Here is a 24,746-nt window from a genome sequence, read left to right as displayed (position 1 = left end):
TCGCCGGCAAACGTGTCGGCGAGCCTCTTTTTATGCGCTCTGATTTCTCGCTATGGTTCGTCGCTTACTCGGAAGGGTCGACCACTCTCGGCGGTTGAACTTTCGGCAGCGAGGCGATCCAGCCTCGAATCGCTTCGACGCCGACGGGATCGACTTGCGACGACGCGATCGGCGGCATTTGTCCCCGCCCGCGCAGAGCCGTCCGATGCAACAACAGCGAACTCTCGGGCCTGCCCGGCGCGATGAGCCGCGCGTCGGGAATTCCGAACGTCGTATGCACCGGCTTGGCATCGAGCATGCGCGTCTCGGCGGCCGGGGTCCAATAAGCGCTCTCGAACTGCGCGTTGCCGCCGCCGGCGCTCACATGGCAATGAGCGCAATTGGCGTGCAGATACGATCGGGCCCGCGCCTCGAACGAGGCGGTCTTATCGGCCGGATCGACGAGTCGCGGGAGCATCTCGTGCGCGACCGATAAGGAAGGCTTCGTCGTCGGTTGCCGTTGTTTGCCGGCGACCCGACGAACCTGGGCCCAATACTCTTCGGCTTCTTTGGCGCTGAGCCCTCGCGCTTCCGCCGCGACGACGACCCCTTCGTGCAGCTCGTTGTGCGTGTCGGCGGGGATCAGGCCGAGATGCGCGAGGGTCCGGAGTTGGTTATCGCGCACGCCGCCGTAGTCTTGCTCGCAATTGAGCTGCGCGGAAGAGACGCCGAGCACGTAGTTCGCGGCGCGGCTATGGCAAACCATGCATTCCGCGCGGCTCGGATAGTGCCACTTTTGCACTCGCGCATCGGGCTTCGCAGCGGGATCGGCGATCGTGAACTCGCGATCGGCCCCTTTCGCTTCGACGAGCGTCGCGTCGGTCTGTGCGTCGTTCCATTCGTAAGAGTAGCCGATCCATTCGTTCTGCTGCTTCGTGAAGAAGCGAGTCTCGATCCAGCGCCGCGACTTCGGATCGCCGGCGGTCTTTTCGAGCGCGAACGATTTGATCAGCACGGTCCCTTCCGGAAAGTCCCAACTGCGGCGCGGCGAATGGCCGATCTTCTCCGTGCCGGCCGGGAGCGCGATGAAACGTTCTTTGTAAGTGCCGTCGCTCCAGAGCTGCGAGTTGACGGAATAAGGAATCACGCCGGGCAGCACCTTATGTCCGCGACCAGGCTCGAACAAGCCGCTGGCGCTCAACGTGCGCGGAAACTTCGTCTGCGGGGCGGATGCCGAGGGGGGCGGAATCGGCTCAAGGCGATAGAGTCCGCCGTCGGCGCCGGTGCGATAGTCGCAGATGAGCAGCTCGCCTTCGGTGTCGAGACCGAAGCCGGTGATCGAAAGCTGCGTGTCGGCGATCTCCCAATTCTTGACGACTTTGGTTCCGTCGTGACGCACCGCCCAAATTTTTCCGGTCGCGTAATCGCCGTAGATATAGGCGCCGGCCAGATCGGGATACTTCTTACCGTGGTAAACGACGCCCCCCGTGAGCGAGCGGGCTTCGGCATGCGAGTGCTCGGCAGCCGGGAGCACGATCGGCGTCGGCCCGCGTTTGCGTTCGAGATAGAACGGCGCACTTCCTTCCGTCACGCTCCAACCGAAGTTATCGCCGCGGCGCACGAAGTAGGTTTGCTCGAATAAGTCCTGACCGTTTTGCGTGACCCACAGATGGCCCGTCTTAGGATCAACCGCCATCCGCCAAGGGTTGCGCAGCCCGTAGGCCCAGGTCTCGGGCCGCGCGCCGGCCAGCCCGACGAACGGATTATCTTTCGGCACGGAATACGCGCGGCCTGCCGCCGCATCGGCCGGGGTGACGTGATCGACATCGAGGCGCAGCACCTTCGCTAAGATCGTCGTCATGTCTTGGCCGACGACGTCGTCGTCGCTATCGCTCGTGCCGTCGCCGCTCGTCACGTAGAGCATGCCGTCGTTGCCGAACGCCACGGCGAGGCCGTTGTGACCGTTCGAGGCCCATTCGATGATCAGCTTCTCGCTCTTAGGATCGAAGCGATACGGCGGCTTCGGGTCCATCCGGTAGCGCGAGATGCGGCCGTGCTTCTTGATGCCTTTTTCGACCTTTTCCGGGCCGTTCCAACCGAAGTAGACATAGCCGTTTTCGGCGAACTTCGGATGGAAGACGAGATCGTAGGCCGTGCCGTCGAACGTGTGCAGGGTTTCGATGCGCGGATCGGTCGCCGGCTTCGCGTCCTTATCTTTCGGGTCGACCGGAGGCGCAACGAACGGTTCCAGCTTCGCTCCCGGGGCAGGCTCGACGAAGCGCACCAAGTTCGTCGGCGTCCGCTGCTTGTCGTTCTTCAGCACGTACAGCAAGTTCGTATCCGGTTGGCGACGGATGATGAGCGGGCCATCGACATGCAGGCCCGTATACGCATGCGCGACCCGATACGGGAGCGGCGGGTCGGGCGAACCGACGACGGTCGACGTCGTCACCTGCACGCGCTCTTTGATGCCGAACGGTCGGCCGACGCCGTCGGCCGGGCCGACGAACTTCAAGAACGCGTATTCGTCGTACTGATGATAGTCGGGTGCCGTGAGCGGCGCGATCGTAGACAGCTCGGGCTTGTCGCGCCGGTTGTCGTAGTCGTAGCGGCAGAGCGCGAACAACCAATTCTCGTCGATCGCCGGACGACCGCCGGTATGGACCATGTCGGACCAAGGAATGCGCCCTTCGACCGACCAGCCGCCGTCGCGATCGGTGCGCATGTTCAGAGTGCCGCGGCGCACGACGGCCGTCTTCCAAGCAAACGGATCGTGCTTGATGTACCGCTCGAAGAACCCCTTCTCGCGATCCGCGATGAAGATATCCATCTGCGTGTTCGCGGCGTTCACTTGCAATTCGTAGTAGCCGAGTTGCTTCTCCGACGGTTTGAAGAAGAGCTCGAATACGTCGTTGTACCAAGTCTGGTCGTCGTGCTCGGTGAGGTCGGCGAAGAGGTCGCCGTCTTGCATGTCGGCGAAGAAGTACATCCCGTTCTCGTCCCACAGCAACCGCGCTTGGGTCGGCGCGGCGGCGAGCTTGTCGTCGCCGAGCCACGATTGCTTGAAGCGATCGAGCGTTTGCGCGTTCTTCCACGCCGCTTCGTCGGCCTTGCCGTCGATCGTGATCGGCTCGGCCGTCCAACGGCATTCGAACGTCGGCCGCACCCGTGGCTCTTTCTTCGCCGGCTCCGGCTTCGCGGCCTCCTTCTTCGGCGGCTCGGCGGCGAAGCTTGCCGCCGGCGAAATAGAAGCCAAGCAGACCATAGCGAGAAGTGCGCGCACTGTCGAAGGAAAGAGAGACATGCGAAGACGATTCCCAGGGGAGGCGAGGGGGCAGGAGTGTGGGCGGCCGGGCCGGTGTCGTTATCTTACCAGCCGAAATTACCGCCGGCATCCTGCACAAGAAACGATTCGCACTCGTTCCCCCAAAATCAGCCGCCGGGGGGAAGTGCCAGGTAGACGCCGAGGTTGGGTCCGTGTCAGAATGGTCGTATTCCCCGCCCGATTCCTCCCTCCTTTTTGAGACCGCATCATGCTGGATGTCGGTAGCTTTGCCTCCCGGAGTTGTGCGGGCCTTTCGCGCCGTGCGTTTTTGCAGATGAGCGCGTCGGCTTCGCTGGCGTTCGGCTTACCGCAGCCCGCCGTGGCCCGACCTTCCGCCGTACCGATGCGGGCCAAGAGCGTCCTCTTCGTTTGGCTCTGGGGAGCGCCGAGCCATCTCGATACGTTCGATCCCAAGCCGGATGCTCCGCTCGACATTCGGGGCCCGTTCGCGCCGATCGCCACGCGCACTCCCGGCCTACGGTTCAGCGAGCTGTTGCCTCGGCTCGCCGATTCGAGCCGGCTGTTCAGCGTCATCCAATCGCACAAGACATTCTCTTCCGGACATCCCGACGCCGGCACTTGGGGGCTCACCGGGTTTGCGGAAGGGCCCGGCCCTTTGCAGCCGAACTTCGGCGTGATCGTCGGTAAGCATCGCGGCTCGTCGGCGAAGCTGCCGCCGTTCGTGGCCCTCGGGCGCGGCGTGCCGTGCGATGTCGTCCGGCCGATCGAAGGCTTCGGCGGCGGGTCGCTCGGGAAGACCTTCGATCCGTTCATGGTCGCTTGCTCGCCGCAAGGGGAAGCCGAGATTCCGTCGCTCACGCTCCTCTCCGAGCTCACGCCCCATCGCTTGCAAGATCGCCACAGCTTGCTCCGCTCGCTCGACCATGCGCGGCGCGAAGTCGACGACTTGGCCGGCGGCCAATGGGCTCGCATGCACGACCGCGCCTACGATCTGCTCACGCAGCCGGCCGCGCGCGAAGCGCTCGATCTCTCGCGCGAGACCCAGCAAACGCGCGAAGCCTACGGCCAAACTTCGTTCGGCCAAAGCTGCCTGATGGCCCGCCGGCTCGTCGAGGCGGGCGTTCCTTATATTCAGTTGAATTGGAGTCAGTACGTCGAGGCGATGACCCCCAATTGCGACTTCGGTTGGGACACGCACATCTACAACTTCGAGTTGCTGCAAGATCGCCATTGCCCGATCTTCGATCGCGCCTTCTCCGCCTTGCTGCACGATCTCGACGTGCGCGGCCTGCTCGACACGACGTTGGTCGTCGCGATGGGAGAGTTCGGCCGTTCGCCGCGCATCACGAGCCGCGCCGCGCGCGATCATTGGCCCCGCTGCTATTCTTCGCTTTGGGCCGGCGCCGGCTTGCGCGGCGGCAGGGTCATCGGCGCGAGCGACAAACATGGCGAAGACCCGGCGACCGAGCCGGTCACGCCGCTCATGGTCGGCACGACGATCGCCGAGTTGGCCGGCATCGACACGCAGGCCCGAGCCGAAATGAAAGTGCTCGACGGCGGTACGGTGATCCATGAGTTGCTCTAGCCCCCTCCGCTGCTCCCTCTATTTCCTCGCGCTCTGTTTTGCGATTGTCGCTCCGTCGGCCTCGGCCGAGCCGCGCCGCCTGACGAACGACGGCCTCGTGAAAACCTCGCCGACGTTCCTCGACCGCTCGGGCGACGAGCTGCTGTATGTCGTCGAAGACTTACCGACCCGGATGCGGCTCATGCGGCTCCGTCCGGCCGACGGCAAGAGCGAGCCGGTGCATCCCGATGAGACCCGCTCCGAGTTCGAGCCGGCCTGCTCGCCGGATGGGCGAATGCTTTCGTTCGTGCAAAATCGGGGCAACCTGAACTTGGTGCTCGTGATCCGCGAGCCGGCGACGAAGAAGGAAGTCGCCATCAACGTGGGCTCCGGTTTCGCCGGCCCGCGCTCACCGACGTTTACTCCCGACGGTGCTTCGGTCGTCTATAGCTCGGCCGACGAAGGGCGGCAGCATCTCTTCACCGTGGGGCTCGACGGCAAGGACCCGAAGCGAACGGTCGATAGTGCGGGCGTAAACAACTGGCCCAACGTTTCGCCCGACGGCAAGCAACTGGTCTTCGGCTCGTCGCGCGACTCCGACTTCGAGTTGTACGCGGCCGCGCTCGACGGCTCGAACGCGCGCCGCCTCACCCACTCGCCGGGCCAAGATATTCGCCCGCGCCTCTCGCCCGACGGCAAGCGCGTCGCATTCACCAGCGCGCGCGACGGCAACTACGAGATCTACGTGATGAACCTCGACGGCACCGAAGTGCGCCGGCTCACGAACCATCCCGAGCGCGACGACTACGCCGCCTGGCATCCGACAGGGCGAAGGCTCGTCATCGTCAGCGAACGCTCCGGGAAGCACGACCTGTATGAGATCGACGTGCCGTAGCGTGACGCGTCCGCCACACGTGAGGCAGATTAGAAGACGTTAGACAGGCCGCTCAGCAGGGTAGCCCCGACAACTTGTTGTCGGGGTCGCGCAGCGACAAGAGGCGAAAGTTATCGGGACACAAAACGATTCCTCTTACGCCTACGGCGCACGGACATTTGTCCGTGCCACCCCGCATCGCTGCATAAGCAATGCCAAAATACGATACGAGGGATTCTCGCACGGCTCATGGCGGCGAGTCGATTGAGCCAAGGCGGAGCATCGCGGAATCGGGTTTCGTTGTGCGTCACGGATTCATTATTCGCGCAAACATCAATAAGCTCAGCTCATCATGCGGACGATTAAAAAGATCGGCGCTTTACTTGTCTACGGCATGTTCACCGTAGGACTCGTCGGTGCGATTCAAATGCTAGTGCTAATGGGTCTCTGGAGTTATGTTGAACCACTGAATCCTATCGATCTAAGTTGGGATCAGGTGGTTTTTAATCTGCAGTTTGTTTCATTCGTGGGAGCGGTTTGTATCGGTATTCCGTTTTCCGTTATCTTAGGTGTTTATGAGAAAGTACGACGGAGGCATGTTCATCGCCTCGTTTATTTAATTGCATTGACCTTTTGGTCGAGTATCATGGCTTGGATATTCGTGACCATTCGAGTGTGCAGTTATCCTTATCGTCAGATCGTGGGTGAACATGTCTTCGCATTCTTTGTGAGCCTCTATCTTATGGAGCGATTTTCGACACCGCTAGGTAATGCGATTTCCAAAGAGACCGATAAAATTGCTCTTTGAATTCCGGTTGTTCGGTGCCGGACGACACGACGCACTATGGCCTTAACACGTACGACGGTGAAGGTGCAAGAGCAGGGTGGCCGCGACAACTTGTTGTCGGGGTCGCGCAGCGACAAGAGGCGTAAAGTTATCGGGACGCAAAACGATTCCTCTTACGCCTACGGCGCACGGACAACAAAGTTGTCCGTGCCACCCCGCGTATTCGTCCCGCGTCTTGTAAAGTCTGTACTTCAATCCGAGGGAAGCAGCCCATTCGAGTAACGCTTCTACAAGGTCTCGATAGGTTGAATCGTCGAGCTTCAGGTCATACGGCCATATTCCGACGAAGCCCGTCGGTGTGTCCTCGCATGGGACTTTGTACTGCCTACCACTCTTTTCTGCCTTGAGACTGTGGCAATACATATGGACATTCTTACGAAAACAGAAGGTCCATCCTTGATGTACGTCGGTGTGCATCGGTCTAGCTAATTCCGTCTAACGATCGTGATCAGCCGCCCGCTCGAAGTGAGCGGGCTCGCCATCAGTCTATCGCGCCCAGAATCGATGATCTAATCAACCTTCGACTGCGGGTCGGCTGGATCGCAGGGTGGCCCCGACAACTCGTTGTCGGGGTCGCGGAGCGACAAGAGGCGCAAATTTGCCGAGCCACATCCCCGATTCCTCTTGCGCCTACGGCGCACGGACGATTCTAATGTTATATGCAATCAAGACAGGGATGATTAAGAGTATCGGAGGGAAGGATACAAGATAAAACCCGTATCGCTTGGTATCGTTATCCGTAAGCAAGACCCAGATGATCGGCGGGGCGTAAATGATCCAGGCAAGTGAAAAGCCGATAACGGCATTCCTCTCGATCGTTTTCATCTGTACGGCAACAATCACACACACTAATCCAATTGCGAATGGCAGGCCCATCGCCACTAGGCAACCAAAGATTACTAGTTCATAGCCGAACCATTCATCACCGGGCTTATCTAACATTCCTTGATGAAGATTTTCTGCGACGGGGCAGAACAATCCAATTAAATTCACGATCATGAGAGCTAGTAAAATTCCCCTTAGCGCGCGAGAAGCCAGATGCACTGAGTTATCGCTCATGAATATGGCGCATGCCTGACTTAACAGGTATTCGGCCGCCGAATGGGGATGGCTCGATCTCGATGTTTTAACGTGCGGAACGGCCGGCGACAAATCGGTCGTTTCTGAATCGGTCGCGGTAGCGGTGCGCCGGATCGATCATGGGGGCGACGTGTTCGGTGTCGCGCATGCGCCGTTGCTTACTTGATGATCTTCTGTGTCGGCGGTGTCGCAACAGCCGGGGCTGCGTTCAGGAACTTCGCGAGCGGGATGTCGTAGTAGGCTGCGCCGGCCGTTTGTCGCCGGCCGTCGACCGAGAGCGTGAGGACCCGAATCATCGCTTGATCGATGAACTTCTTGGGGATCCGGACTTGGGCCGCCCGTTTGCCGTCGGCGGTCGTTTTCAATTCGAGCGGCGCCTTCACGTCGTACGTCCGGCTCCCTTCACGGGTCGGCTTACTGAAAGCAACCACTGTGAACGAATGAACGGGCTTCAGTCTCCCTTCGTCGGCCAGCGTGAAGGCGACGTTCAGCATGTCGCGATCCGCGGCACTCACCTCGACCTCGTACTTCAATCCCCACTCGTCCTTCGACGGACCCAGCGCATAGTAAACAGCCCAGCTCGGAGCGGCCGTCAACGCAACCGCCGCGAACGCCAACACACCGCTCGTCACGCGTGATAATCGACTATGCATTCACGTACACCTGAGAAGGAGAGGGAAGCGCGCAGAGAAAACGATTGTCGAGAACTCGGCCGGTGCGCAGCCGGGCGGACCATTCAAGCCGTCGGCATGCATTCGGGCAAGATCAATCTTGGTCGCCACCCGGCAAATCGGCACCCGCGGGCAAGGGTCCGCATGCTACGCCGTGAGGGAGCGACGTGTTAGGCTGTCCCTGGTAGCAACTAGTTCGACTACAGGAGGAGCATTCATGGACGTAGTTTCTAGCCGAATTCCCAGAGGATATTCTTATCTCGAAACTGCCGGCTGGTTTGCTGCCGGAGCGGTGGTTACCGCGATCTTCTCCGGCTCGTTGGCTTGGACGACGGAGCGCGCCGGCCTTATGGAAGTTCTGATTGTGGGAATGCTCGTTCCCAGTTTTACTTGGGTCGTGCAAATCAGCGCCTCGGCCATCGGGCTCGCCGGCGCTCTGCGGCAAGTGTATTGGGGAGACCTCGGCCGGATCTGCCTGATCGGGTCCGTTGCTCTGCTGCCGGCGGCGATCGTCAATCTGTGTCTATCGCAAGCCCCGATATGGGTGTCGGCGGTAAACGTCTTGGCGAGCGTGGCGATCATGGCCGCGGCTCTGTTTCGTTTGACGAGAGGTCACGGAATCGCGCCGGTCTGGCCGGTTAGTTGGTGCCTCACGATCACGGTGAACATGTGTCTGTTCGTCTGGTCGAGTTGGGGATGGTGGTAGCGCCCGCAAGCGTGAGAGCCGCTAATAGCGCGTCGCGCTTGACCATTCGCGCGTCCCGAAGTTCGGACAGGCGATCGCTTTCTATCGCTCGGGGCTGCGCGCCGGAAACCAGCGCTCGCGAAGCTTAAGCGCCGGCATCTCGACACACTTTGCCATGACGACGCCGCAGACCAGCGAACCCGATAAATACACAACGACGGCGCCGGAGAAACCGAGCGGGCGGCCGAGCATGCGTTGCACGAGCGGCACTCCCCATACCAGGAACGGCATGTGCCAGAGATAGATCGAGTAAGAGTACGACCCCAGTTTCGCGAGGCGCTTCAAGACTCCGCCGACAAAGCCGTCGCGCGGCAGATCGCACAGCAATACGCCGACGAGCAGCAATCCACCGCCGATGTAGAACATCGTGAAGCCGACGGTGAACAAAATCGGATCCGCAAAAGTCCAATAAAACGCGGGCGCCAACAGCAGCAAGCCGGCGATGAGGAGTACACCGCGCCAAGGCTTGAGCAGCGAAATGAAGCTTGGCTTGTGAAAGTGATACAGATACGAGAGCGCGACACCGAAGAACAGACCATCGAGCCGCAAGTGTGTGGGGAACAGATTGGTTTGGTTATCGAAAACGGGATGCGCTTCCCAGCGCGCGATGCGCCAATATAAGCAGAGCGCGCCGACGACGCCTGCCAGCGGCAGTATCGATCGCAGCGGAGCGACTGACTTCTTGTTCCAACGCAACAGCCCGACGAGCACCAGCGGCAAGAGCAAGTAGAAGTGTTCCTCGACGGCCAGCGACCAGGTGTGGTTCCACAATCCCGGCAGATAGCTTTGCAGAAAGAGCAGTTCCGAAAGAACAGCCGGCTTGGGTAAGTACACTCCGCGGTAGGCGTAGTACGCGAGCGTGACGCCGATCATCACGTAGAAAGCGGGATAAATCTTCCAGCCGCGGCGCACGTAGAACCGCCACGGCGAAATCGTGCCGCAGGCTTGATACTCGTTGAACAGCAATCCGGCGACGAGAAAACCACTGAGGACGAAGAACAGATCGACGCCGACCCAACCGCCGCGGAACCAGTATTCGAAGAATCCGCGGAGAGGAATTCGAACGCTCTCCGGGGGAAGCGGAATGTGCCGTCCGAGGACGAGGAGGACGGCGAACAAGCGCAATAGATCGAGGCCGACTAAGCGCGTCTTGCTGCGCAGATCGACGGAGGTGCTGAGATGCATGGCCGGCTCGCAGAAGGATCGGGCCCGACGACGAAGAGCCGGGCATCCGCTGCAAACTTAGGTCACAAGCGGGACCGTCGAAGCCGGCGGCGTTACAATCGCTACAGGCGCAACGTCCGGTTGTTCGCTCGTCGCCGTTGGGCATTCGCGCCATGGCCGCCCCGTCTTTTCGGATCGTTTCCTATCGAACGGGAACCTTCCGTGAACCTGCATCGTCTCAGAACATACGGGAGTTCCTATCTTCGGAGAGTAGCGATGATCCGCCTCTTAGCCCTGATCGCGTTCTGCTCGACGACGGCACTCGCTCACGCTGCCGATGGACCGGGGCAGCTCGAATCGAAATTGCACGGCACCTGGGTCGGCGGGCCCTGCATGGGGACGCTGATCGTCAAGGCCGATGGCACGTTCGAGAGACGCGGCTACTCGCCCGGCGGAAACCGCCTCGCGGGAACTTGGAAACTGAATTGGGAGGCGCTGCCCCCGACCTTGACCTTGAACTGCACCGAATCGGACGAGGTCTCTTTCGTCGGCGAGAAGTATGAGCGGAGGTTGGTCGAACTGAACGGTGACCATCTCGGCTTGATGTACCTCAGCGAGAAGACGGCCTGGCCCGAGCAACCATTCGACCGTTCGGCCGGCGAAGGGATTACGCGGTACAAACGAAAGAAGTAGCGTTCGTCTTTCGGTCAGTCGGTCTTCCAAACGCGAATCGTCATGTCGTCGCTCCCGCTGACGAGTCGGGTGCCGTCGGAGTTGAAGCTCAGCGAGCGGATCGGCGCCTTGTGGCCGCGTAACGTCCGGCGGAGCGTGCCGTCGGCCGTGTTCCAGACGAGAATGTCGGGCGCGGGCGAAGGTTCGAGCGCGGGCCGCTGCCCCGGTCCTGACTCCGTACCCGGCCCCGTCGCAACCGCGGCGCGCCGTCGGCGCGTCGCCGCGCCGGCCAACGACTTGCCGTCGCGCGAGAAGGCCAACCCTTCATGGACGATATAGCCGTCGACCGAAACGGTCGCCGTCAGCTCCCACTCTTTCAAGCGCCAGAGCGTCAGTTCGTTTCCGGCGAGTACGGCGAGCATCGTGCCGTCGGGAGAGACGCGGAGCGCTCGCACGGCCGCATTGCGCGGCGCGAGATCGATCGACTTCTGCTTCGTGTCGCGATTCCAAAAGCCGACGCGATGATCCGAGTCGCCGATCGCGATGCTCCGACTGTTCGGAATGAAGGCGAGGCGTGAGATGCGAATCGGCGAAAGGTCCCATTCGTAGGCGGCCTCCTCCTTCGAGTCGAGCTCCCAGAACTTGATCTTGCCGTCGTTGCCGAGCGTGGCATATTCGCCGCCGTCGCTCGAGAGGGCCGCATCGCGCACGCCCCCTTCATGCACGCCGAGCTCGCGCGCCTCGCCCGAGGGAATCTTGTAGGCGCGCACCTTGCCGTCCGCTCCGACGGCGACGGCCGTTTTGCCGAAGGGAACTACGGACGCAAAGCGCGGCTCCGCTGCATAGGTGGCGACGCGCGACGACAACTTCCCGTCGGCCGCATCGAATACCGCCAACTCGGCTTGGTCGTCGAACACGACCCAATGCTTGTCGTCGATCGTCCATTCCAGTCGGCGAACCGGATGCTTCAAGGTCTCGTAGACGGCGAGTTGATCGCCTGCGAGGAAGTCGGTGTTCGCCCAGCGCCGCCACTTCTCTAACTCTTTGTCGAGTTTGTACATCGCCTTCGGGTACGCATCGAGTCGCGCGAAGGCGGCCTGCGTCTCGGTCCGATCTTCCATCAAGGCGGCGAACTTGACGTTCCAATTGTCGTACGCGAACGACTTAGGGAAGCGCTTGCGGAGGTCGGCGAAGCCCCGTTTTACGCGCTCCCAGTCGAAATGATGCCGCTTGAGAACCTCGGGCGTGTCGAACTCGGCGCCGCGCATCGCGACGAGCGCATAGACCGCGTCGCCGTGGCGCTCTTTGGTTTGCGTTGCAACGCGCGCGCCGTATTTCTCCATGTCTCCTTCACCACCGTACCAACGGGGCAAAAAGTAACGCATTCCTTTGGCGAGCGGCGGTAGGTAGTCGGCATCGAATTTCAGCGAACTCGCGATCGCCTTGTCGAGGAGCTCCGGCTTATCTCCGGCGTATAGTATCAAATCGATCAACAGAACATAAAAGTGCGGATCGCGTTCGGCGGATTCCGAAGTCTTGATAAGTAGTTTCTGCGACTCTTTGACTCGCTCGTTGAAGAGCTTGAAGACCTCGCGGGAAGGAATTTGATCGCGCTCGAACTTATTGCGCTCGAACCAGCCGTATTTCGTCCAATAGCGAATCAGGGCGTAGTGCGCGGCCGGTGAAGTCGGCTTGGCCGCGAGCCACGCTTCGTAGAGCTTTCGATCGTCTTCCCATTCGGCATTGGTTTCTCCGCGAGCAATCAACCCGTCGTAAAAAATCTCCAGCTGTGCTTCGCCGTCGGCGTCGTACTTTTTTTCGCGCCTCAGCGTCGCCGCGAGCGCCTCCAGTTCATCGAACTTACGCCCTTGCAGCAAATGCCTGACTTTCGAGCGCGTCGTCTCTTGCGCCGCCGAAGCGGTCATCGTGTCGTTCGGCACTTGGTCGAGCGGGTTCGATGAGGCCTGCTTCGGCTCGATCACCAACGGCATGAAATGCCGGCTGGTACGCAAACGGAACTTCTCACCGGCCGCAACCTTCTTCCAAAGCAGGTCCCGCACGGGATCCGAAGGATGGGTCCGCAGATTGCCGACATCGACCCAACCGTCGCGCAGCAATCGGTTGTAGGTCGTAGGGGCCGGCCCTGGTTCGTTGGTGCCTCCGATGTACGTCACGGCCAGATAAAGGGCCGTCTCGTTGCCGACCTCGATGTCGACGAACCCATCGTTCGGATCGGCTCCGGGCGTGTAGCCGGTATGGCCGTGCACGGTCGCCCCTTCGAGGAACTTCGGCAGAGGCGCTTCGAACACTTGGTCGATCGGCTCCACCCTGACGAACGAATTTGTCGTGACTTTGAGCGTTGGCGCCGAAGTCCGCCCTGGCACCGCAACCGCGCCGGGGCGAGGCGGGTCCGCACCGGCTAAGAGCGTATCCCCTTTTCCTTTTGCATTGATGACCAGCTGCGGCGATGCCTTCTTCAGCGCCTCAAGCCCGGCAGCCGAGAGTTTCGTTTCGCGCACATTCAACGTTCTCAGCCGCTTAAGCTTCGCCAGCGCCGGCACCCCCGCATCGGTGATCGCGCACTTGTCGACCGAGAGCGAGGTCAGCACTTCAAACCGTTCCAGCGACGGCAGGCAGGCGTCGGTCACGGCCGTTCCGTTGAGCTTCAATTCGCTGAGGTAGCGGAGCGTTCGGAGATGCTCGATTCCTTTATCCGTGACGTCGGTCTCGGAAACATTGATTTGCGTGAGATGCGGACAGCCGGCGAGCGACTTCAATCCGTCGTCGGTGATTCTCGTGTTGATCGACTGCAAGCTGCGAAGCTTCTTCACTTTCGTGAGGTGGATCATGCCGGCACCGGTGATCTTCGTTGCATTGAGCGTGAGGCTGCCGAGTTGGTCGAAACCGGCGAGATGAACGAGCCCCGCATCGCTGATCGCTGATCCGACGAGGGAGAGATACTCAAGATCGTCGAGCGGTTTCAGGCGTCGCAAGTCGTCATCGGTGAGGTTCGCACGATTGAGCATTACTCGGTTGATGGTGAACTCACCGTTGGGAAACGGCACACCTTGACGAACGAAGACTTGTCCGCGCTCCACACGGCACCCGACCGAGCCCCCTTGCTCGATAACCCACTCCGCAGCGCCGCGCGCCGTGTCTGCCGCTTGTGCCTGCGCGAGGCTTGGTGCAGCGACGACGATGAGCGAAGCGGCGATCGTGCAGCACCGTCCGATGAGGACTAAAAGAGCGGTCGGTCTTAGCTGCATGGTATTTGCGCCCGTTGTCGAAAGGCCGGCGGCAGGGGTAAGAATGCTCATCGTAGAGCGACGCCATCTTAGCCGACTTCACTTCGGATGCATTAATAAATCATAACTGCGATAGATAATTCACACCGTCCGCCGCCCAAGCGTTGCGGCCGGAGCTTAAGTTCGCGGATCAGGAAAAGTTGCCGTCGCTGTTGCAGCCGCATCTCAGCGATGATCTGATCGAGACTCCCGTAAGCCCCAAGGAGTTTCTCATGACGCGCTTCCATTTCCTGCGCCTGATCGCGATGGCGCTCGTGGCGAGCTTCTTCGGCAACGTAGCGACTCGCGGCGCGGCGCCCGAAAAGTCGCGGCCTCGGGTGCTGATCATCGGCGATTCGATTTCGCTTGGTTATACGTCGCTCGTCAAGCAGAAGCTGGAAGCCGTGGCCGATGTGTTACGGCCGAACGAAAACTGCCAGCACACGGCCCACGGCTTGAAGCAAATCGACGCTTGGTTAGGGGACGGCAAATGGGACGTCATTCATTTCAACTGGGGCATTTGGGACACGCACCTGCTGGGCCCCAGTGGGAACCTCGTATTTCCCGAACCCGTCGAACAAGGCCAACTCAAGCAGCGACACGCGCCCGACGAGTATCGCAAGAATCTCACGCAGCTGGTCGAGAAGATGCAAAAGACCGGGGCCACGCTGATCTGGGCGAGCACCACTCCCATCACGAGCCGCAAAGGGGAGCGCTTCGAGGCGATCAAGCAACTGAACGCCGCAGCCGCCGAAGTGGCCGCTTCGCACGACGTCGTCATCAACGACCTCTATGAGTTCGTGCTTCCCAACGCCGGCATGTGGCTCGCCGGCGATCAGGTGCACTTCAACGGTCCCGGCAATATTCAACTCGCCGACCGCGTCAGCGAAAGCATACTCAAAGCCCTGACGAAACGCGGAGAGGTGAAAGCGAGCCCCAAATAGAGCGGATGAACGTACGCGCCGTCCAACGTTCCGGCGACGCTCTATCGTCATCTCGGGATCGATCCGGCGCTAACGATCGCCGACCACAACGGCCGACCGATGTAGTTGTCGGATGATCGGGAGTTGGTGCGCGAGTTACTTAGCTGACGGCTTACCGGCCCATCAGGATCAACACACCTGCCGCTACGGCGAGCACTGCTACGACAATTCCGATGTTTGCGATACTTAGACCTAGCAGAGGAATAAGGCCGACGACGATCAGATAGACGCCGAGTACCTTCATACCCAAATTCTTAGACATGATTATCCTGCTCCTTAGGGTGATCCGGGTCGCTCGCCATCGAAACCACTTCGTGTGCGGTGCCGGCTAGTTGATTGCAAAACGCTTCAATAAAGCTTTAAACCGCTCTGGAACTTATACGCACCGAGCGGTTTCGCCGTTTGCCCATCCGTTAGGCGAACCATGCCATCGTGCGGGTCGGCGTATTGCGTTGCGATCTTGCTCATCCAGTTTTGTTGGTCGTCAAACGAGATGCCGTGCCACGCGGGCCCCGTCGATACTTGGGGCGTCGTCCCGACCATAACGACGTTGGAAATTACGCCATCGGCGATCAGAGCGGAGATCCCATCGTTCCGTGTTCGGCTACTCGCCGCACGTTCGTCGAGTTGGATGGCGGAGACCGGCCGGAGATCATTCGCGTCGAGTGCGGGAATCGCTCCGCATCCGGTGGGCGACGTCGCGAGGTAATAAACCACTCCGACGAAGACGGCGATCGTTCCCAGGCCCTCGGCTGCCGACGCCATGTGGGACCCCTGATAAGAGCGACCGTTGCATCATGCGGCTGGGATTCCCTCTGCCGCCGAAATGGCGGTAGGGCCGTAGCAAGCAGTGGCTATTCGTTCAGTCGACGGTTTCTGCGGCTTTCTTGACGGCCACCAGCGACCCATACGCTGACGGCAGAACCAGTTCTGAGGGGTGGTTCGGTCTTGTGCGCCACTTCGAAGAATCGAACTTGGTTATTCGTTTTACAAGCTGAGCGAATATCGACCGGCGTTTGAGCGGTATCGTGTCCTCCGTTAATTCATAAAGAGTCCGGCACCGGTTTTGCCTTGAGAGCGAAATCTAGATATGGCGAACGCTCGATCGTAAACTCGAAACGCCATTGCATCCTTCGAGATAGGAAACGAAATAATGAGCAACATCGGCGGGAATCGCGAGGTCGTACGCTCAAAGACCGGAATCTCGGGCCTCGATGAAATTTTGTACGGCGGTTTCCTTCCCAATCGGTTGTATTTGCTCGACGGCGATCCGGGGGCCGGCAAAACGACGCTCTCGCTGCAATATCTGCTGGAAGGAGTGAGGCTCGGGGAGAAATGTCTCTACATCACTTTGTCCGAGACGAAAGAAGAGTTACTCGCCGGCGCCGCATCACACGGTTGGTCGCTCGATGGCGTCGAGATCATCGAACTGGTCGCCGAAGAAGACGACCTCGAAGCCGATGCGCAAGTCACGATGTATCCACCGTCGGAAGTGGAGTTGATCGAGACGACCAAGAAGATTCTGGACGCCGTCAACCGGCTCAATCCGAGCCGCGTGATCTTCGATTCCCTATCGGAGATGCGATTACTCGCGCAGAGTTCGCTCCGTTATCGGCGGCAAATTCTCGCGCTGAAGCAATTTTTCATCGGTCGTAAGTGCACCGTCATTCTCCTCGACGACCGCACCTCGGAAGGCTCCGATCTGCAACTTCAGAGCTTGGCACATGGCGTGATTTCACTCGAACAACTCTCTCCGGCCTACGGCGCCGAGCGGCGGCGGCTAAGAATCGTCAAATTTCGGGGCACGGACTACCGCGGCGGTTTTCACGACTTCGCGATTCGTGCCGGCGGGTTGAATGTCTTTCCGCGACTCGTGGCGATCGAGCACAGCGAGCCGTTCGCACCGCAACGAATTACCAGCGGCGTGACGGCTCTTGATGCCTTGTTGGGCGGCGGACCGGATCGAGGTACCAGCACGCTCCTTATGGGACCGGCCGGCTCCGGAAAGTCTACGGTCGCCGTTCAATATGCCGTCGCGGCGGCCGAACGAGGCGAACATGCGGTGATCTTCGCGTTCGACGAAAGCGAGGCGACGCTGGAAGCGCGAACCGCAGGACTTGGGATCCCTTTGAAAAAAGGGTCTGCCGCCGGCAATGTCCGCATTCGGCAAGTCGACCCGGCCGAGCTTTCGCCCGGCGAGTTCGCTTATATGGTTCGCGATGCCATGGAAAACGACAAGGCCCGCGTCGTCGTCATCGATAGTCTCAACGGCTACATGCATGCGATGCCCGACGAACGATTCCTGACGGCTCAACTGCATGAACTCCTCACGTATCTCGGGCGTCAGGGCGCGACGACGCTGATGGTGGTCGCCCAGCACGGCATGGTCGGAACTCATATGCAGTCGCCCGTCGACACCAGCTACCTCGCCGACTCGGTGATTCTCTTTCGCTATTTCGAACATGCCGGGAAAGTGAAGAAAGCGATTTCCGTCGTCAAGAAGCGAAGCGGCGCGCACGAAGAAAGCATCCGAGAAATGCACTTTGACGAGCATGGAATCCACCTCAGCGAACCGCTCTCGCAACTGCGGGGCGTTCTAACCGGCGTTCCCGTCGAGGTGCCGGCTTCGGATCGAATCGAGAATGCCGCACGAGGTGAGCATGCCGGATAGCGTGCGTCCGCTCGATACCACGGGACGTATCTTAGTCGTCGCACCGACGAAGCGCGACGGCGATGTTTCGTGCGCACTCTTAGCGAAAGCGGGAGTCGGTTGCCTGGTTTGTCGCGACTTGGATCATGCGGCGCGCGAGATCGGACGTGGAGCCGATGCGCTGCTTCTGACCGGCGATGCGCTGGCCTCTCTCGAGTTCGGGCAAGTTCTAACGATACTTGCGAATCAGCCCGCTTGGTCGGATCTAGCGGTCGTCGTCTTGTTGCAGCCGAGCCCGTTGTCGCGCCGAGCCCAACGGGCGCTCGATGCCCTGAGCAACGTGACGCTGTTAGAGCGTCCCGCACCTGTGCGCTCGGTCGTGAGTGCCGTCCAGACGGCGATTCGCGGTCGCGAGCGGCAATATCAGATCCGCGATCAGATCGAGTCGATCCGTCGCGCCGAAGAAGCCGCGAATGAGTTGCGACGACAATTGGAGGGCGCAATCAATGCCTCGGAGGTCGGAACCTTTCATTGCGAGATGCCCTTAGGAAAGATTATTTGGAACGAACGCTGCAAACGTATGTTCTGGCTCGATCCCGACGCCGAGGTCGATATCGAACTCTTCTATTCGATCCTCCATCCGGACGATCGGGAGCCCACGCGCCAAGCCGTCGAAGCGTGCGTCTACGCCGGCCGGCCCTACGACATCGAATACCGTACCGTATCTCACACAGGAGATTTTCGCTGGATTCGGGCCACGGGGCGCACGACCTACGACGAACACGGCAAGCCGCTCCAATTCGACGGCACCGCGCATGACATTACGAGTCGTAAGCTAGCCGAAGAAGCTTTGAAAGACGCCGACCGACGCAAAGACGAGTTTCTCGCGACGTTGGCTCACGAGTTGAGAAACCCGTTGGCCCCGATCCGAAACTCGCTGCATCTCTTGCGACTTTCAGGTGATCTCAGTCCGGCGTTGACGCAAGTGCGCGATATTATGGAGCGCCAGGTCAACCACATGGTCCGCCTGATCGACGACCTGCTCGATGTCTCACGAATCTCCCGCGGCAAGATCGAGTTGCGGAAGGAATCCGTCGAACTCGCGACAATCGTGGCGACCGCCGTGGAAGCGAACCGGCCCCTCATCGAGGCTGCTCGGCACCAGTTGGCTCTCGCTCTTCCGCCGGAGCCGATCTTCCTCGACGCCGATCCCGTTCGCTTAGCGCAAATCATCGGCAACTTACTCAACAACGCGGCGAAGTACACTCCGCCCGGCGGACAAATTTGGTTTACCGCGCAAATCGACGGATCCGAAGCGGTGTTGTTAGTTCGCGACAACGGGCTGGGGATCTCTCCGGAAATGTTGCCCCGAGTATTCGACATGTTCGCCCAACTCGACAGCTCGATCAGCCGTTCCCAAGGGGGCCTCGGTATCGGTTTGACGTTGACGAAGACATTTGTGGAAATGCACGGCGGCCACATCGAAGCGCGCAGCGACGGCCCAGGGCAAGGGAGCGAATTCGTAGTCCGGTTGCCCTTGCCGGCGGATGGGCGGCAAAGACCACTGGCAGAAGTTCCTGTGTCTAGTAGTTCGCCGGTCTTGCCGAGTCGCCGAGTCTTGATTGTCGACGACGCGCCGTCGGCGGGATACGTTTTGGGAAAGCTACTCGAGAAAATGGGGCAACGGGTCACCACCGCGAACGATGCCTTGACCGCACTGGAAATCGCGCGTCAGGAGAAGCCTGAAATCGTGATCTCCGACATCGGAATGCCGAACATCGACGGCTATCAACTCGCACAGCGTCTGCGCCACGAACCGGGTCTGGAAAAGATCCCGCTCGTAGCGTTGACCGGCTACGGCCAAGAAAGCGACAAGGAGCGAGCCAAGAATGCCGGCTTCGATTATCACCTCGTGAAGCCGGTGAGCTTGGAAACTCTCCAAGATCTACTCACGGTCTTGACCACATCGAGGAAGGATCGCGGATAGCCGGCGCACTCGCGGCTTCGTCACCGATCGCCTTGGGTCAAAACGAAAGAGGGTACGCATCAACGACAAAAGGCCTTGTCGCAACTTGTTGTGCGACAAGGCCTTGATCGATATAACCCCTTATTTCGTGGTCGACTTTGACACCTGATTCGACCTTTTGCAATGCCTAAGGGCGTCATATCGGGTGACATTGGATGCAACTACTTCTTTGACTTCCCCTCCTTACGGTGAATCATCTTCAATAGGTTCATCGGTTCGGCCAGAGCTGCGCCGTTACGGCGTTGATGAGCGTGGCGGACTTCTCTTGCGCGAGAAACTGATTGACCTGCGAGCCCCTTAGGTAGCGGCCGACCTCGTCGATGCCTGAGCCGCCCGAGGCGTGCATGGCGAGCACGATCCGGTTGCGGTCGTAGATGGAGCGTTCCCTGTCGGCGTCGGCCATCGTGAACGAGCCGTCTGTCTCGGCCGTCGTATCGACTTTGCGCTCGATCAAGTGACCGTAGACGAACTCCGCGTCTTCCAGCGTCCCGTTATGCGCATCGGTCACGTAGCCCGAGCTATCCCGATTGCCGTTGGCGTCGTACCGGTCGCGGTTCGCCGACGCTGAAACTGCCGTCTGGCGTTGGTTCTGCCTTGATTTTCTTTACCGTTTTGAAACCGCAACCGGTTTCTCGTGTTAATACTTTCGATCAACCATTTACCTGACTAACGGGTGGGCTACAATCCCCTTTAAGATCTAGTAATTCTGTGGGGGTCGATTCATGGCTGCCGCGAAGAAGACCCAGTGGATGTTCGCGACGTTCGTAGTTGCGGTCATAGGGTTCCCCATGATCGACGACGCTCTCTACTTCGCGCCGACGTTCGGAGCCGAAGCCCATTTACGCGTGTGGAAGGACAGCCAAGCGACATTTGAAGTCTCAGCCGAATTCGTGCGTCGTATCGGAAGTCGCGTGATCTTGCGCCGAACCGATGGTGTCGATTTGGAGGTCGGGATCGAGAGGCTTTCTGCAGCCGATCAAGACTTTGTGAGAGCCCTGTCGAAGTCGACGAAGGCTTCTCTTCCTTCTCCCAACGCAGCCGATTCTCACATCGTCGTTGAGTTATCGTCGCAGCTCCGATCCAACACAATCGTTCGTGGAACGGTGTTCGCCGAAGATACCCGCAATCGTTACGTCGCGGCCGATACCTCATTCGGCGATTCCTTAGTGACGTACTTCGGTTCCTCCACCGGCCAAGCACACGCCTTGATCGAGTCGGCCGGCGTCACACGTCGAGTGCCACTTGAAAAAATCTCATTCGACGAAGGATCGAAGTTGGTTCTTTTAGCGGCACCCAAGGCAGAGCTTCCTCCGCCGTTCGATCCGGTCGGAGTACCGACGTTTCGCCGAGGCGACGGTCTATTGTTCTCGGGCTATGAGATCCGCATAGAAAATAAGAAAGCCGTCGTCGAGCGCATCGTCATGGAGGCGTTCGTCCGTGAACAATACCGCGACCTGCAAGGAACGCCTCAGGGATTTTTAGCGGACCTTGCGCAACGAACTCACGTGACGCACGGCGTCCTCGTGACACACGATGGAACTGCAATCGGGCCGGCTTATGCTTCGAGAATCGTTGAATCCAACGGCCCGGAATCGACACCGCGAATGGATCGGAAATACACATTCGATTCGCTTCGCCAGACGTCGATGCAGTCGCTCCGAAAATTGATGGTTCCCCAAGTTCTTGCCGTTCGCAATCGAGTGACTTACGGACTCGACAGTGCGGAAGTCATCATGAGTTTGCAGCTTGTTCAATTTCCGGCCCTGCCCATCTCGGACAAGTTGCGATTACTGGCCGTAGAAGTCGAGCGTATGAACCCGACGCTCGCTCAAATTACGCTGCAAGATGGAACATGGATAAATCGACCGGCGAAAGGTGCGCTCGAAATCGATCTGCGACCGGCTACACCAGCCGATTCGCAAGTTGCTTCTTCACTGTCGCTCGGCGATTGGCCGCACTTGCAAACATGGACAGGAAAGTTTCCGACGCCGATCGACATACGCACTCGGCAATTCTTTTGCCGATGCGTTTACGTCGATGCCGAGGGTAAATATCAACCTCTGGGGGCACAACAACCATTTAGCTTTTGGACTTCCAGCGACGAATTGGCACGCGTTCGCTTTGAAAATCGCCTGCAACTGGCGAAGCACCCGCGAGGCGGACTCATCGTGACCGGCAAGGAATCGATCGTCGATCACCCTCCTGGGAACGCGGTTACGCTTAAACGAGAGAATCCGATCGACGTCGAGAAACCTTTGGGCACGAAGCTCGAGCGAGCGCCCGCATTGTCGTGGATGCGGCTAGACGAGAAACTCGCCCCGGTGAAAGGGTTTCAAGCCCATCGGGTCACGGCGTCTCGTGACGGCAAATGGGCCTACGTCGTGGACGGCAAGCATGTGTTGCATAAGATCGACTCCGCCGTGTGGGTTGACCGACGGACCATCGCGTTACCTTCCGAGTGTCGAGATCTGGGGTATTGCGAAAAAGGGCTATGCGTATTGTTCGAACGAATCGGGATCGTTTGGATTCTCGATCCGGAAACGCTGGACTTGAAGTTCGAGCTTGCCGTGCCGAACGCGATGTACCTAGCCGTCGGTGCTCAATCGACAAGAGGTTATGCGATCGGTCGTGATCTGATGGTCCTCTTCGATGTCGAGCACGGCGTTTTACGGCACCGCATCCACGGTGATCGCCTGCGACTGGGTGTCGGCGCATTTTCAAACGATTTTCGCCTTGGCGAAGGAGGGATGACGCTCTCCGACGACGGCAAGCGATTGGTGCTCGACTTAAACACAGCGCCGCTTTATCGCATCGATGGCGACGACGTTTTGTAACTGCTTCTAGTAACGAAGGGGACTACTTCGTGAGTTGGACGAGGCTCCCTCCTCCACCCGGCGGCTTCCATCCTCTGCAGCTGTCGGCCGGTATCGATTCCGAACCACTCGTTCTTCTTTCGCGAATCCCGCCCCCCGAGTTCCCGAAAAATAAGATCGGCGATCCGCTTCGAAATGCGCGATTGACGTTTATTCCTTCGGCCGAAGCGATCGTGATCGTTCCGCCGTCGAACGATCGTCTCGTCGTGCATCGAGTGAACATCGAAGAACTGCTCGCCGCTTCGACCCGCGACTTTCTCTTCGCGGCATCGTTGCCGCCGACGAACGTAGCGCCGGGCACACTCTTTGAATATCGAATGGACGTCAAGACTCGCCGCGGAAAAGCGTCGTTCCGACTCGAGACCAAGCCGGACGGAATGGAAATCTCTCCCGAAGGTGTCATTCGCTGGACCGCGCCGGCGTCGTTCGCGAACAAGCAATCGGTCGTAGTTCGACTTTCCGACGGAATGGGAGCGGAAACCAGTCAATCGTTCGAGATCGAACCGTCGGTCGCCGAGCAGCAAGTACAACGGAATCGCTCGATCGTGAAACTCGAGAGTTCGTTGCAGCGCGTGATCGCCGCCGGCGCCGGCCGTTATCTCATCGGTTTCTTAGACAGAAAGAAGAAAATCGTGGTGGTCGACGTCGTCGAGCGCCGAGTTGCGCACGAATTGTCCGTCGAAGAAGTTCCGTTGATCGTCGGCACCGCCGATAAGTTCGTCGTCTATTTGCCGACCCAAAAACTGCTCTCACGTTACGACTTAAAGACCGGCGAACGAGAGCAAACCGTGCCGTTCGAAAACGAAGCGCAAATCGCAACGCTGGCGGCGGGCGCGGATTCGCAAGGTCCGTTGGTCGCCGTTTTACTACCGAAGGACGGTCCCGGCCACGCCGCGTCGAGCTTTGCCTTTATCGATTTGACGACTTTGCGTCTACGAAAAATGACGTTTGCCGAATCGCAGCGAGGATTTCCCTTGGCGGCCACATGGCATGCCTCGGCGAATGGGCGCAGTTTCGTGGGAATTGAGTCTTCGATCGTGATGCGCCTCGACGGTGATGTTGCGACGACGACGAGGATCGATGAAATGTCCCAGATAGACTGGGAACCGAGCGCGGATGGTGAGATCTTGATCGGACCTTATGGGTCTTTTAGTCGACAAGGAGATCAACTCGGCAAATTCGAGCTTCAACCGAACTTAGATCGAGCTGTGAGCGTGCCCGCCATGCGAGGACCACTCACTTCGATGCACTACATTCGCTCCAGCAACGACCGGGAGTTTGGAAAGTTGCCGGTCGAAATCTTCACGCCGGGCATCAGCCGACCGATCTTGTCGCTCCACGATATCGATGCACTGGTGGCGGACGGTCCTCACGAAACACCCCCGTTGCGCCAGCGGTTCTTCTTCGCTCCTCACTTATCGGTGATCGTGACGATCCCCGACAAGTTCGACAGCATGATCGTTCATGACTTCGACTTCGAGCGTGAGTTGTCGCAGCGGAAAGAAGCCTATCTCTTCGTCGCATCGCCGCCGCCGAGCGAGATCGCTCTCGAAAATCCATCCTGGTCGCATCAACTCGACCTTCGCTCCAATCGCGGCGAAATTAAATGCAGTCTTGTAAGTGGACCGGAAGGCTTGACCGTCTCTCCGACCGGCTTGCTTACGTGGCCGAAGCCTATCGCCGGTGAGAAGTTTCAGAGCGTCGTTGTCGCGATTCGTGATACGTCTGGCAAAGAACTGCTTTACAACTTCCGTCTCAGAGTGGCGCGTCCCCCCGCAATCGCCGGGCCCCTGGGTCAGGTTCGGAAATGGACGAGCAGCGACGGACTCTTCAGCGTGTCAGCGACATTCGTGGAGGTGCGCAAAGGGAAGGTGGTCTTAAAGTTGGCGGACGGCAAGTTCCTCGAAGTCCCGCTCGACAAGCTGTCGGAAGCCGATCGCATGTTCTTAAAGAAAGAGCGAGGGCAATAGTAAGCCGCCTCATCATGGGAGCAAGAGGGCGCATGCCCTGGAGGTAGATCCGGCGTATCTCGGGTTTTTCGCATCTTT

18 protein-coding genes are annotated in these 24,746 nt (G+C 59.5%); 10 read left to right on the top strand and 8 right to left on the bottom strand.

The window, feature by feature from the left end; genetic code table 11:
- Window positions 1-64 precede the first annotated feature (64 nt).
- Window positions 65-3,244, bottom strand: a complete 3,180-nt coding sequence (locus K8U03_05615) for a PQQ-dependent sugar dehydrogenase (GenBank protein ID MCE9604367.1) — start codon at window positions 3,242-3,244, stop codon at window positions 65-67.
- Window positions 3,245-3,512: 268 nt separating this feature from the next.
- Here K8U03_05615 and K8U03_05610 point away from each other — a divergent pair, with 268 nt between their 5' ends.
- The 3 genes from K8U03_05610 to K8U03_05600 all read left to right on the top strand — a co-directional run bounded on the left by K8U03_05610 (window position 3,513) and on the right by K8U03_05600 (window position 6,511).
- Complete coding sequence (locus tag K8U03_05610) at window positions 3,513-4,850, top strand: DUF1501 domain-containing protein (GenBank protein MCE9604366.1); 1,338 nt, start codon at window positions 3,513-3,515, stop codon at window positions 4,848-4,850.
- On the top strand, window positions 4,837-5,724 hold the full coding sequence (locus tag K8U03_05605; protein MCE9604365.1) for a hypothetical protein: 888 nt from the start codon (window positions 4,837-4,839) through the stop codon (window positions 5,722-5,724). Before K8U03_05610 ends, K8U03_05605 begins: the two co-directional genes overlap by 14 nt.
- A gap of 331 nt (window positions 5,725-6,055) precedes the next feature.
- Window positions 6,056-6,511: a hypothetical protein gene (locus K8U03_05600; GenBank protein MCE9604364.1), complete on the top strand. Its 456-nt coding sequence runs from the start codon at window positions 6,056-6,058 to the stop codon at window positions 6,509-6,511.
- A 669-nt stretch (window positions 6,512-7,180) separates the two neighbouring features.
- On the opposite strand, the gene K8U03_05595 is transcribed toward K8U03_05600, so the two are convergent.
- Both K8U03_05595 and K8U03_05590 read right to left on the bottom strand, forming a co-directional pair.
- Window positions 7,181-7,549, bottom strand: coding sequence for a hypothetical protein (locus tag K8U03_05595; GenBank protein ID MCE9604363.1), 369 nt, complete (start codon window positions 7,547-7,549; stop codon window positions 7,181-7,183).
- 239 nt (window positions 7,550-7,788) lie between these two features.
- Window positions 7,789-8,283 carry a hypothetical protein gene (locus tag K8U03_05590; protein ID MCE9604362.1) on the bottom strand — a complete coding sequence of 165 codons (495 nt, stop codon included), beginning with the start codon at window positions 8,281-8,283 and terminating at the stop codon, window positions 7,789-7,791.
- A 235-nt stretch (window positions 8,284-8,518) separates the two neighbouring features.
- On the opposite strand from K8U03_05590, the gene K8U03_05585 reads away from it, so the two are divergent.
- Entirely contained in the window at window positions 8,519-9,007 is a 489-nt protein-coding gene (locus K8U03_05585; protein MCE9604361.1) for a hypothetical protein, read from the top strand.
- Between the two features lie 81 nt (window positions 9,008-9,088).
- Here K8U03_05585 and K8U03_05580 read toward each other — a convergent pair whose 3' ends face one another.
- A complete protein-coding gene (locus tag K8U03_05580) occupies window positions 9,089-10,231 on the bottom strand; it encodes an acyltransferase (protein MCE9604360.1) in 1,143 nt (380 codons plus the stop codon).
- A 255-nt stretch (window positions 10,232-10,486) separates the two neighbouring features.
- Here K8U03_05580 and K8U03_05575 point away from each other — a divergent pair, with 255 nt between their 5' ends.
- Window positions 10,487-10,903, top strand: a complete 417-nt coding sequence (locus K8U03_05575; protein MCE9604359.1) for a hypothetical protein — start codon at window positions 10,487-10,489, stop codon at window positions 10,901-10,903.
- 14 nt (window positions 10,904-10,917) lie between these two features.
- On the opposite strand, the gene K8U03_05570 is transcribed toward K8U03_05575, so the two are convergent.
- Window positions 10,918-12,873: a hypothetical protein gene (locus tag K8U03_05570; protein ID MCE9604358.1), complete on the bottom strand. Its 1,956-nt coding sequence runs from the start codon at window positions 12,871-12,873 to the stop codon at window positions 10,918-10,920.
- A 1,526-nt stretch (window positions 12,874-14,399) separates the two neighbouring features.
- On the opposite strand from K8U03_05570, the gene K8U03_05565 reads away from it, so the two are divergent.
- Window positions 14,400-15,110 carry an SGNH/GDSL hydrolase family protein gene (locus tag K8U03_05565; GenBank protein ID MCE9604357.1) on the top strand — a complete coding sequence of 237 codons (711 nt, stop codon included), beginning with the start codon at window positions 14,400-14,402 and terminating at the stop codon, window positions 15,108-15,110.
- Between the two features lie 151 nt (window positions 15,111-15,261).
- On the opposite strand, the gene K8U03_05560 is transcribed toward K8U03_05565, so the two are convergent.
- Both K8U03_05560 and K8U03_05555 read right to left on the bottom strand, forming a co-directional pair.
- A complete protein-coding gene (locus K8U03_05560) occupies window positions 15,262-15,411 on the bottom strand; it encodes a hypothetical protein (GenBank protein ID MCE9604356.1) in 150 nt (49 codons plus the stop codon).
- Between the two features lie 86 nt (window positions 15,412-15,497).
- The gene (locus tag K8U03_05555) at window positions 15,498-15,914 is read right to left on the bottom strand and encodes a hypothetical protein (protein ID MCE9604355.1); all 417 of its coding nucleotides are present in this window, start codon (window positions 15,912-15,914) and stop codon (window positions 15,498-15,500) included.
- A gap of 388 nt (window positions 15,915-16,302) precedes the next feature.
- Between K8U03_05555 and K8U03_05550 the strand changes: the two genes are divergently transcribed.
- On the top strand, window positions 16,303-17,820 hold the full coding sequence (locus tag K8U03_05550) for an AAA family ATPase (protein ID MCE9604354.1): 1,518 nt from the start codon (window positions 16,303-16,305) through the stop codon (window positions 17,818-17,820).
- Window positions 17,810-19,786 carry a response regulator gene (locus K8U03_05545; protein ID MCE9604353.1) on the top strand — a complete coding sequence of 659 codons (1,977 nt, stop codon included), beginning with the start codon at window positions 17,810-17,812 and terminating at the stop codon, window positions 19,784-19,786. Before K8U03_05550 ends, K8U03_05545 begins: the two co-directional genes overlap by 11 nt.
- Window positions 19,787-20,033: 247 nt before the next feature.
- On the opposite strand, the gene K8U03_05540 is transcribed toward K8U03_05545, so the two are convergent.
- A complete protein-coding gene (locus K8U03_05540) occupies window positions 20,034-20,333 on the bottom strand; it encodes a hypothetical protein (GenBank protein ID MCE9604352.1) in 300 nt (99 codons plus the stop codon).
- 280 nt (window positions 20,334-20,613) lie between these two features.
- On the opposite strand from K8U03_05540, the gene K8U03_05535 reads away from it, so the two are divergent.
- The gene (locus K8U03_05535; protein MCE9604351.1) at window positions 20,614-22,659 is read left to right on the top strand and encodes a hypothetical protein; all 2,046 of its coding nucleotides are present in this window, start codon (window positions 20,614-20,616) and stop codon (window positions 22,657-22,659) included.
- Between the two features lie 182 nt (window positions 22,660-22,841).
- Window positions 22,842-24,668 carry a hypothetical protein gene (locus K8U03_05530; protein ID MCE9604350.1) on the top strand — a complete coding sequence of 609 codons (1,827 nt, stop codon included), beginning with the start codon at window positions 22,842-22,844 and terminating at the stop codon, window positions 24,666-24,668.
- Window positions 24,669-24,746 lie beyond the last annotated feature (78 nt).

The organism is Planctomycetia bacterium, from assembly GCA_021413845.1.
Taxonomy (GTDB): domain Bacteria; phylum Planctomycetota; class Planctomycetia; order Pirellulales; family PNKZ01; genus PNKZ01.
The sequence above is the reverse complement of the archived record's forward strand: the minus strand, read 5'-3'. Positions and strand labels throughout refer to the sequence as shown.

What these genes read in the sequence shown, in the direction of transcription:
- K8U03_05615 (MCE9604367.1), bottom strand. Translation starts at nt 3,244, where the DNA reads ATGGTCTGCTTGGCTTCTATTTCGCCGGCGGCAAGCTTCGCCGCCGAG.
- K8U03_05610 (MCE9604366.1), top strand. Translation starts at nt 3,513, where the DNA reads ATGCTGGATGTCGGTAGCTTTGCCTCCCGGAGTTGTGCGGGCCTTTCG.
- K8U03_05605 (MCE9604365.1), top strand. Translation starts at nt 4,837, where the DNA reads ATGAGTTGCTCTAGCCCCCTCCGCTGCTCCCTCTATTTCCTCGCGCTC.
- K8U03_05600 (MCE9604364.1), top strand. Translation starts at nt 6,056, where the DNA reads ATGCGGACGATTAAAAAGATCGGCGCTTTACTTGTCTACGGCATGTTC.
- K8U03_05595 (MCE9604363.1), bottom strand. Translation starts at nt 7,549, where the DNA reads ATGATCGTGAATTTAATTGGATTGTTCTGCCCCGTCGCAGAAAATCTT.
- K8U03_05590 (MCE9604362.1), bottom strand. Translation starts at nt 8,283, where the DNA reads ATGCATAGTCGATTATCACGCGTGACGAGCGGTGTGTTGGCGTTCGCG.
- K8U03_05585 (MCE9604361.1), top strand. Translation starts at nt 8,519, where the DNA reads ATGGACGTAGTTTCTAGCCGAATTCCCAGAGGATATTCTTATCTCGAA.
- K8U03_05580 (MCE9604360.1), bottom strand. Translation starts at nt 10,231, where the DNA reads ATGCATCTCAGCACCTCCGTCGATCTGCGCAGCAAGACGCGCTTAGTC.
- K8U03_05575 (MCE9604359.1), top strand. Translation starts at nt 10,487, where the DNA reads ATGATCCGCCTCTTAGCCCTGATCGCGTTCTGCTCGACGACGGCACTC.
- K8U03_05570 (MCE9604358.1), bottom strand. Translation starts at nt 12,873, where the DNA reads ATGCCGTTGGTGATCGAGCCGAAGCAGGCCTCATCGAACCCGCTCGAC.
- K8U03_05565 (MCE9604357.1), top strand. Translation starts at nt 14,400, where the DNA reads ATGACGCGCTTCCATTTCCTGCGCCTGATCGCGATGGCGCTCGTGGCG.
- K8U03_05560 (MCE9604356.1), bottom strand. Translation starts at nt 15,411, where the DNA reads ATGTCTAAGAATTTGGGTATGAAGGTACTCGGCGTCTATCTGATCGTC.
- K8U03_05555 (MCE9604355.1), bottom strand. Translation starts at nt 15,914, where the DNA reads ATGGCGTCGGCAGCCGAGGGCCTGGGAACGATCGCCGTCTTCGTCGGA.
- K8U03_05550 (MCE9604354.1), top strand. Translation starts at nt 16,303, where the DNA reads ATGAGCAACATCGGCGGGAATCGCGAGGTCGTACGCTCAAAGACCGGA.
- K8U03_05545 (MCE9604353.1), top strand. Translation starts at nt 17,810, where the DNA reads ATGCCGGATAGCGTGCGTCCGCTCGATACCACGGGACGTATCTTAGTC.
- K8U03_05535 (MCE9604351.1), top strand. Translation starts at nt 20,614, where the DNA reads ATGATCGACGACGCTCTCTACTTCGCGCCGACGTTCGGAGCCGAAGCC.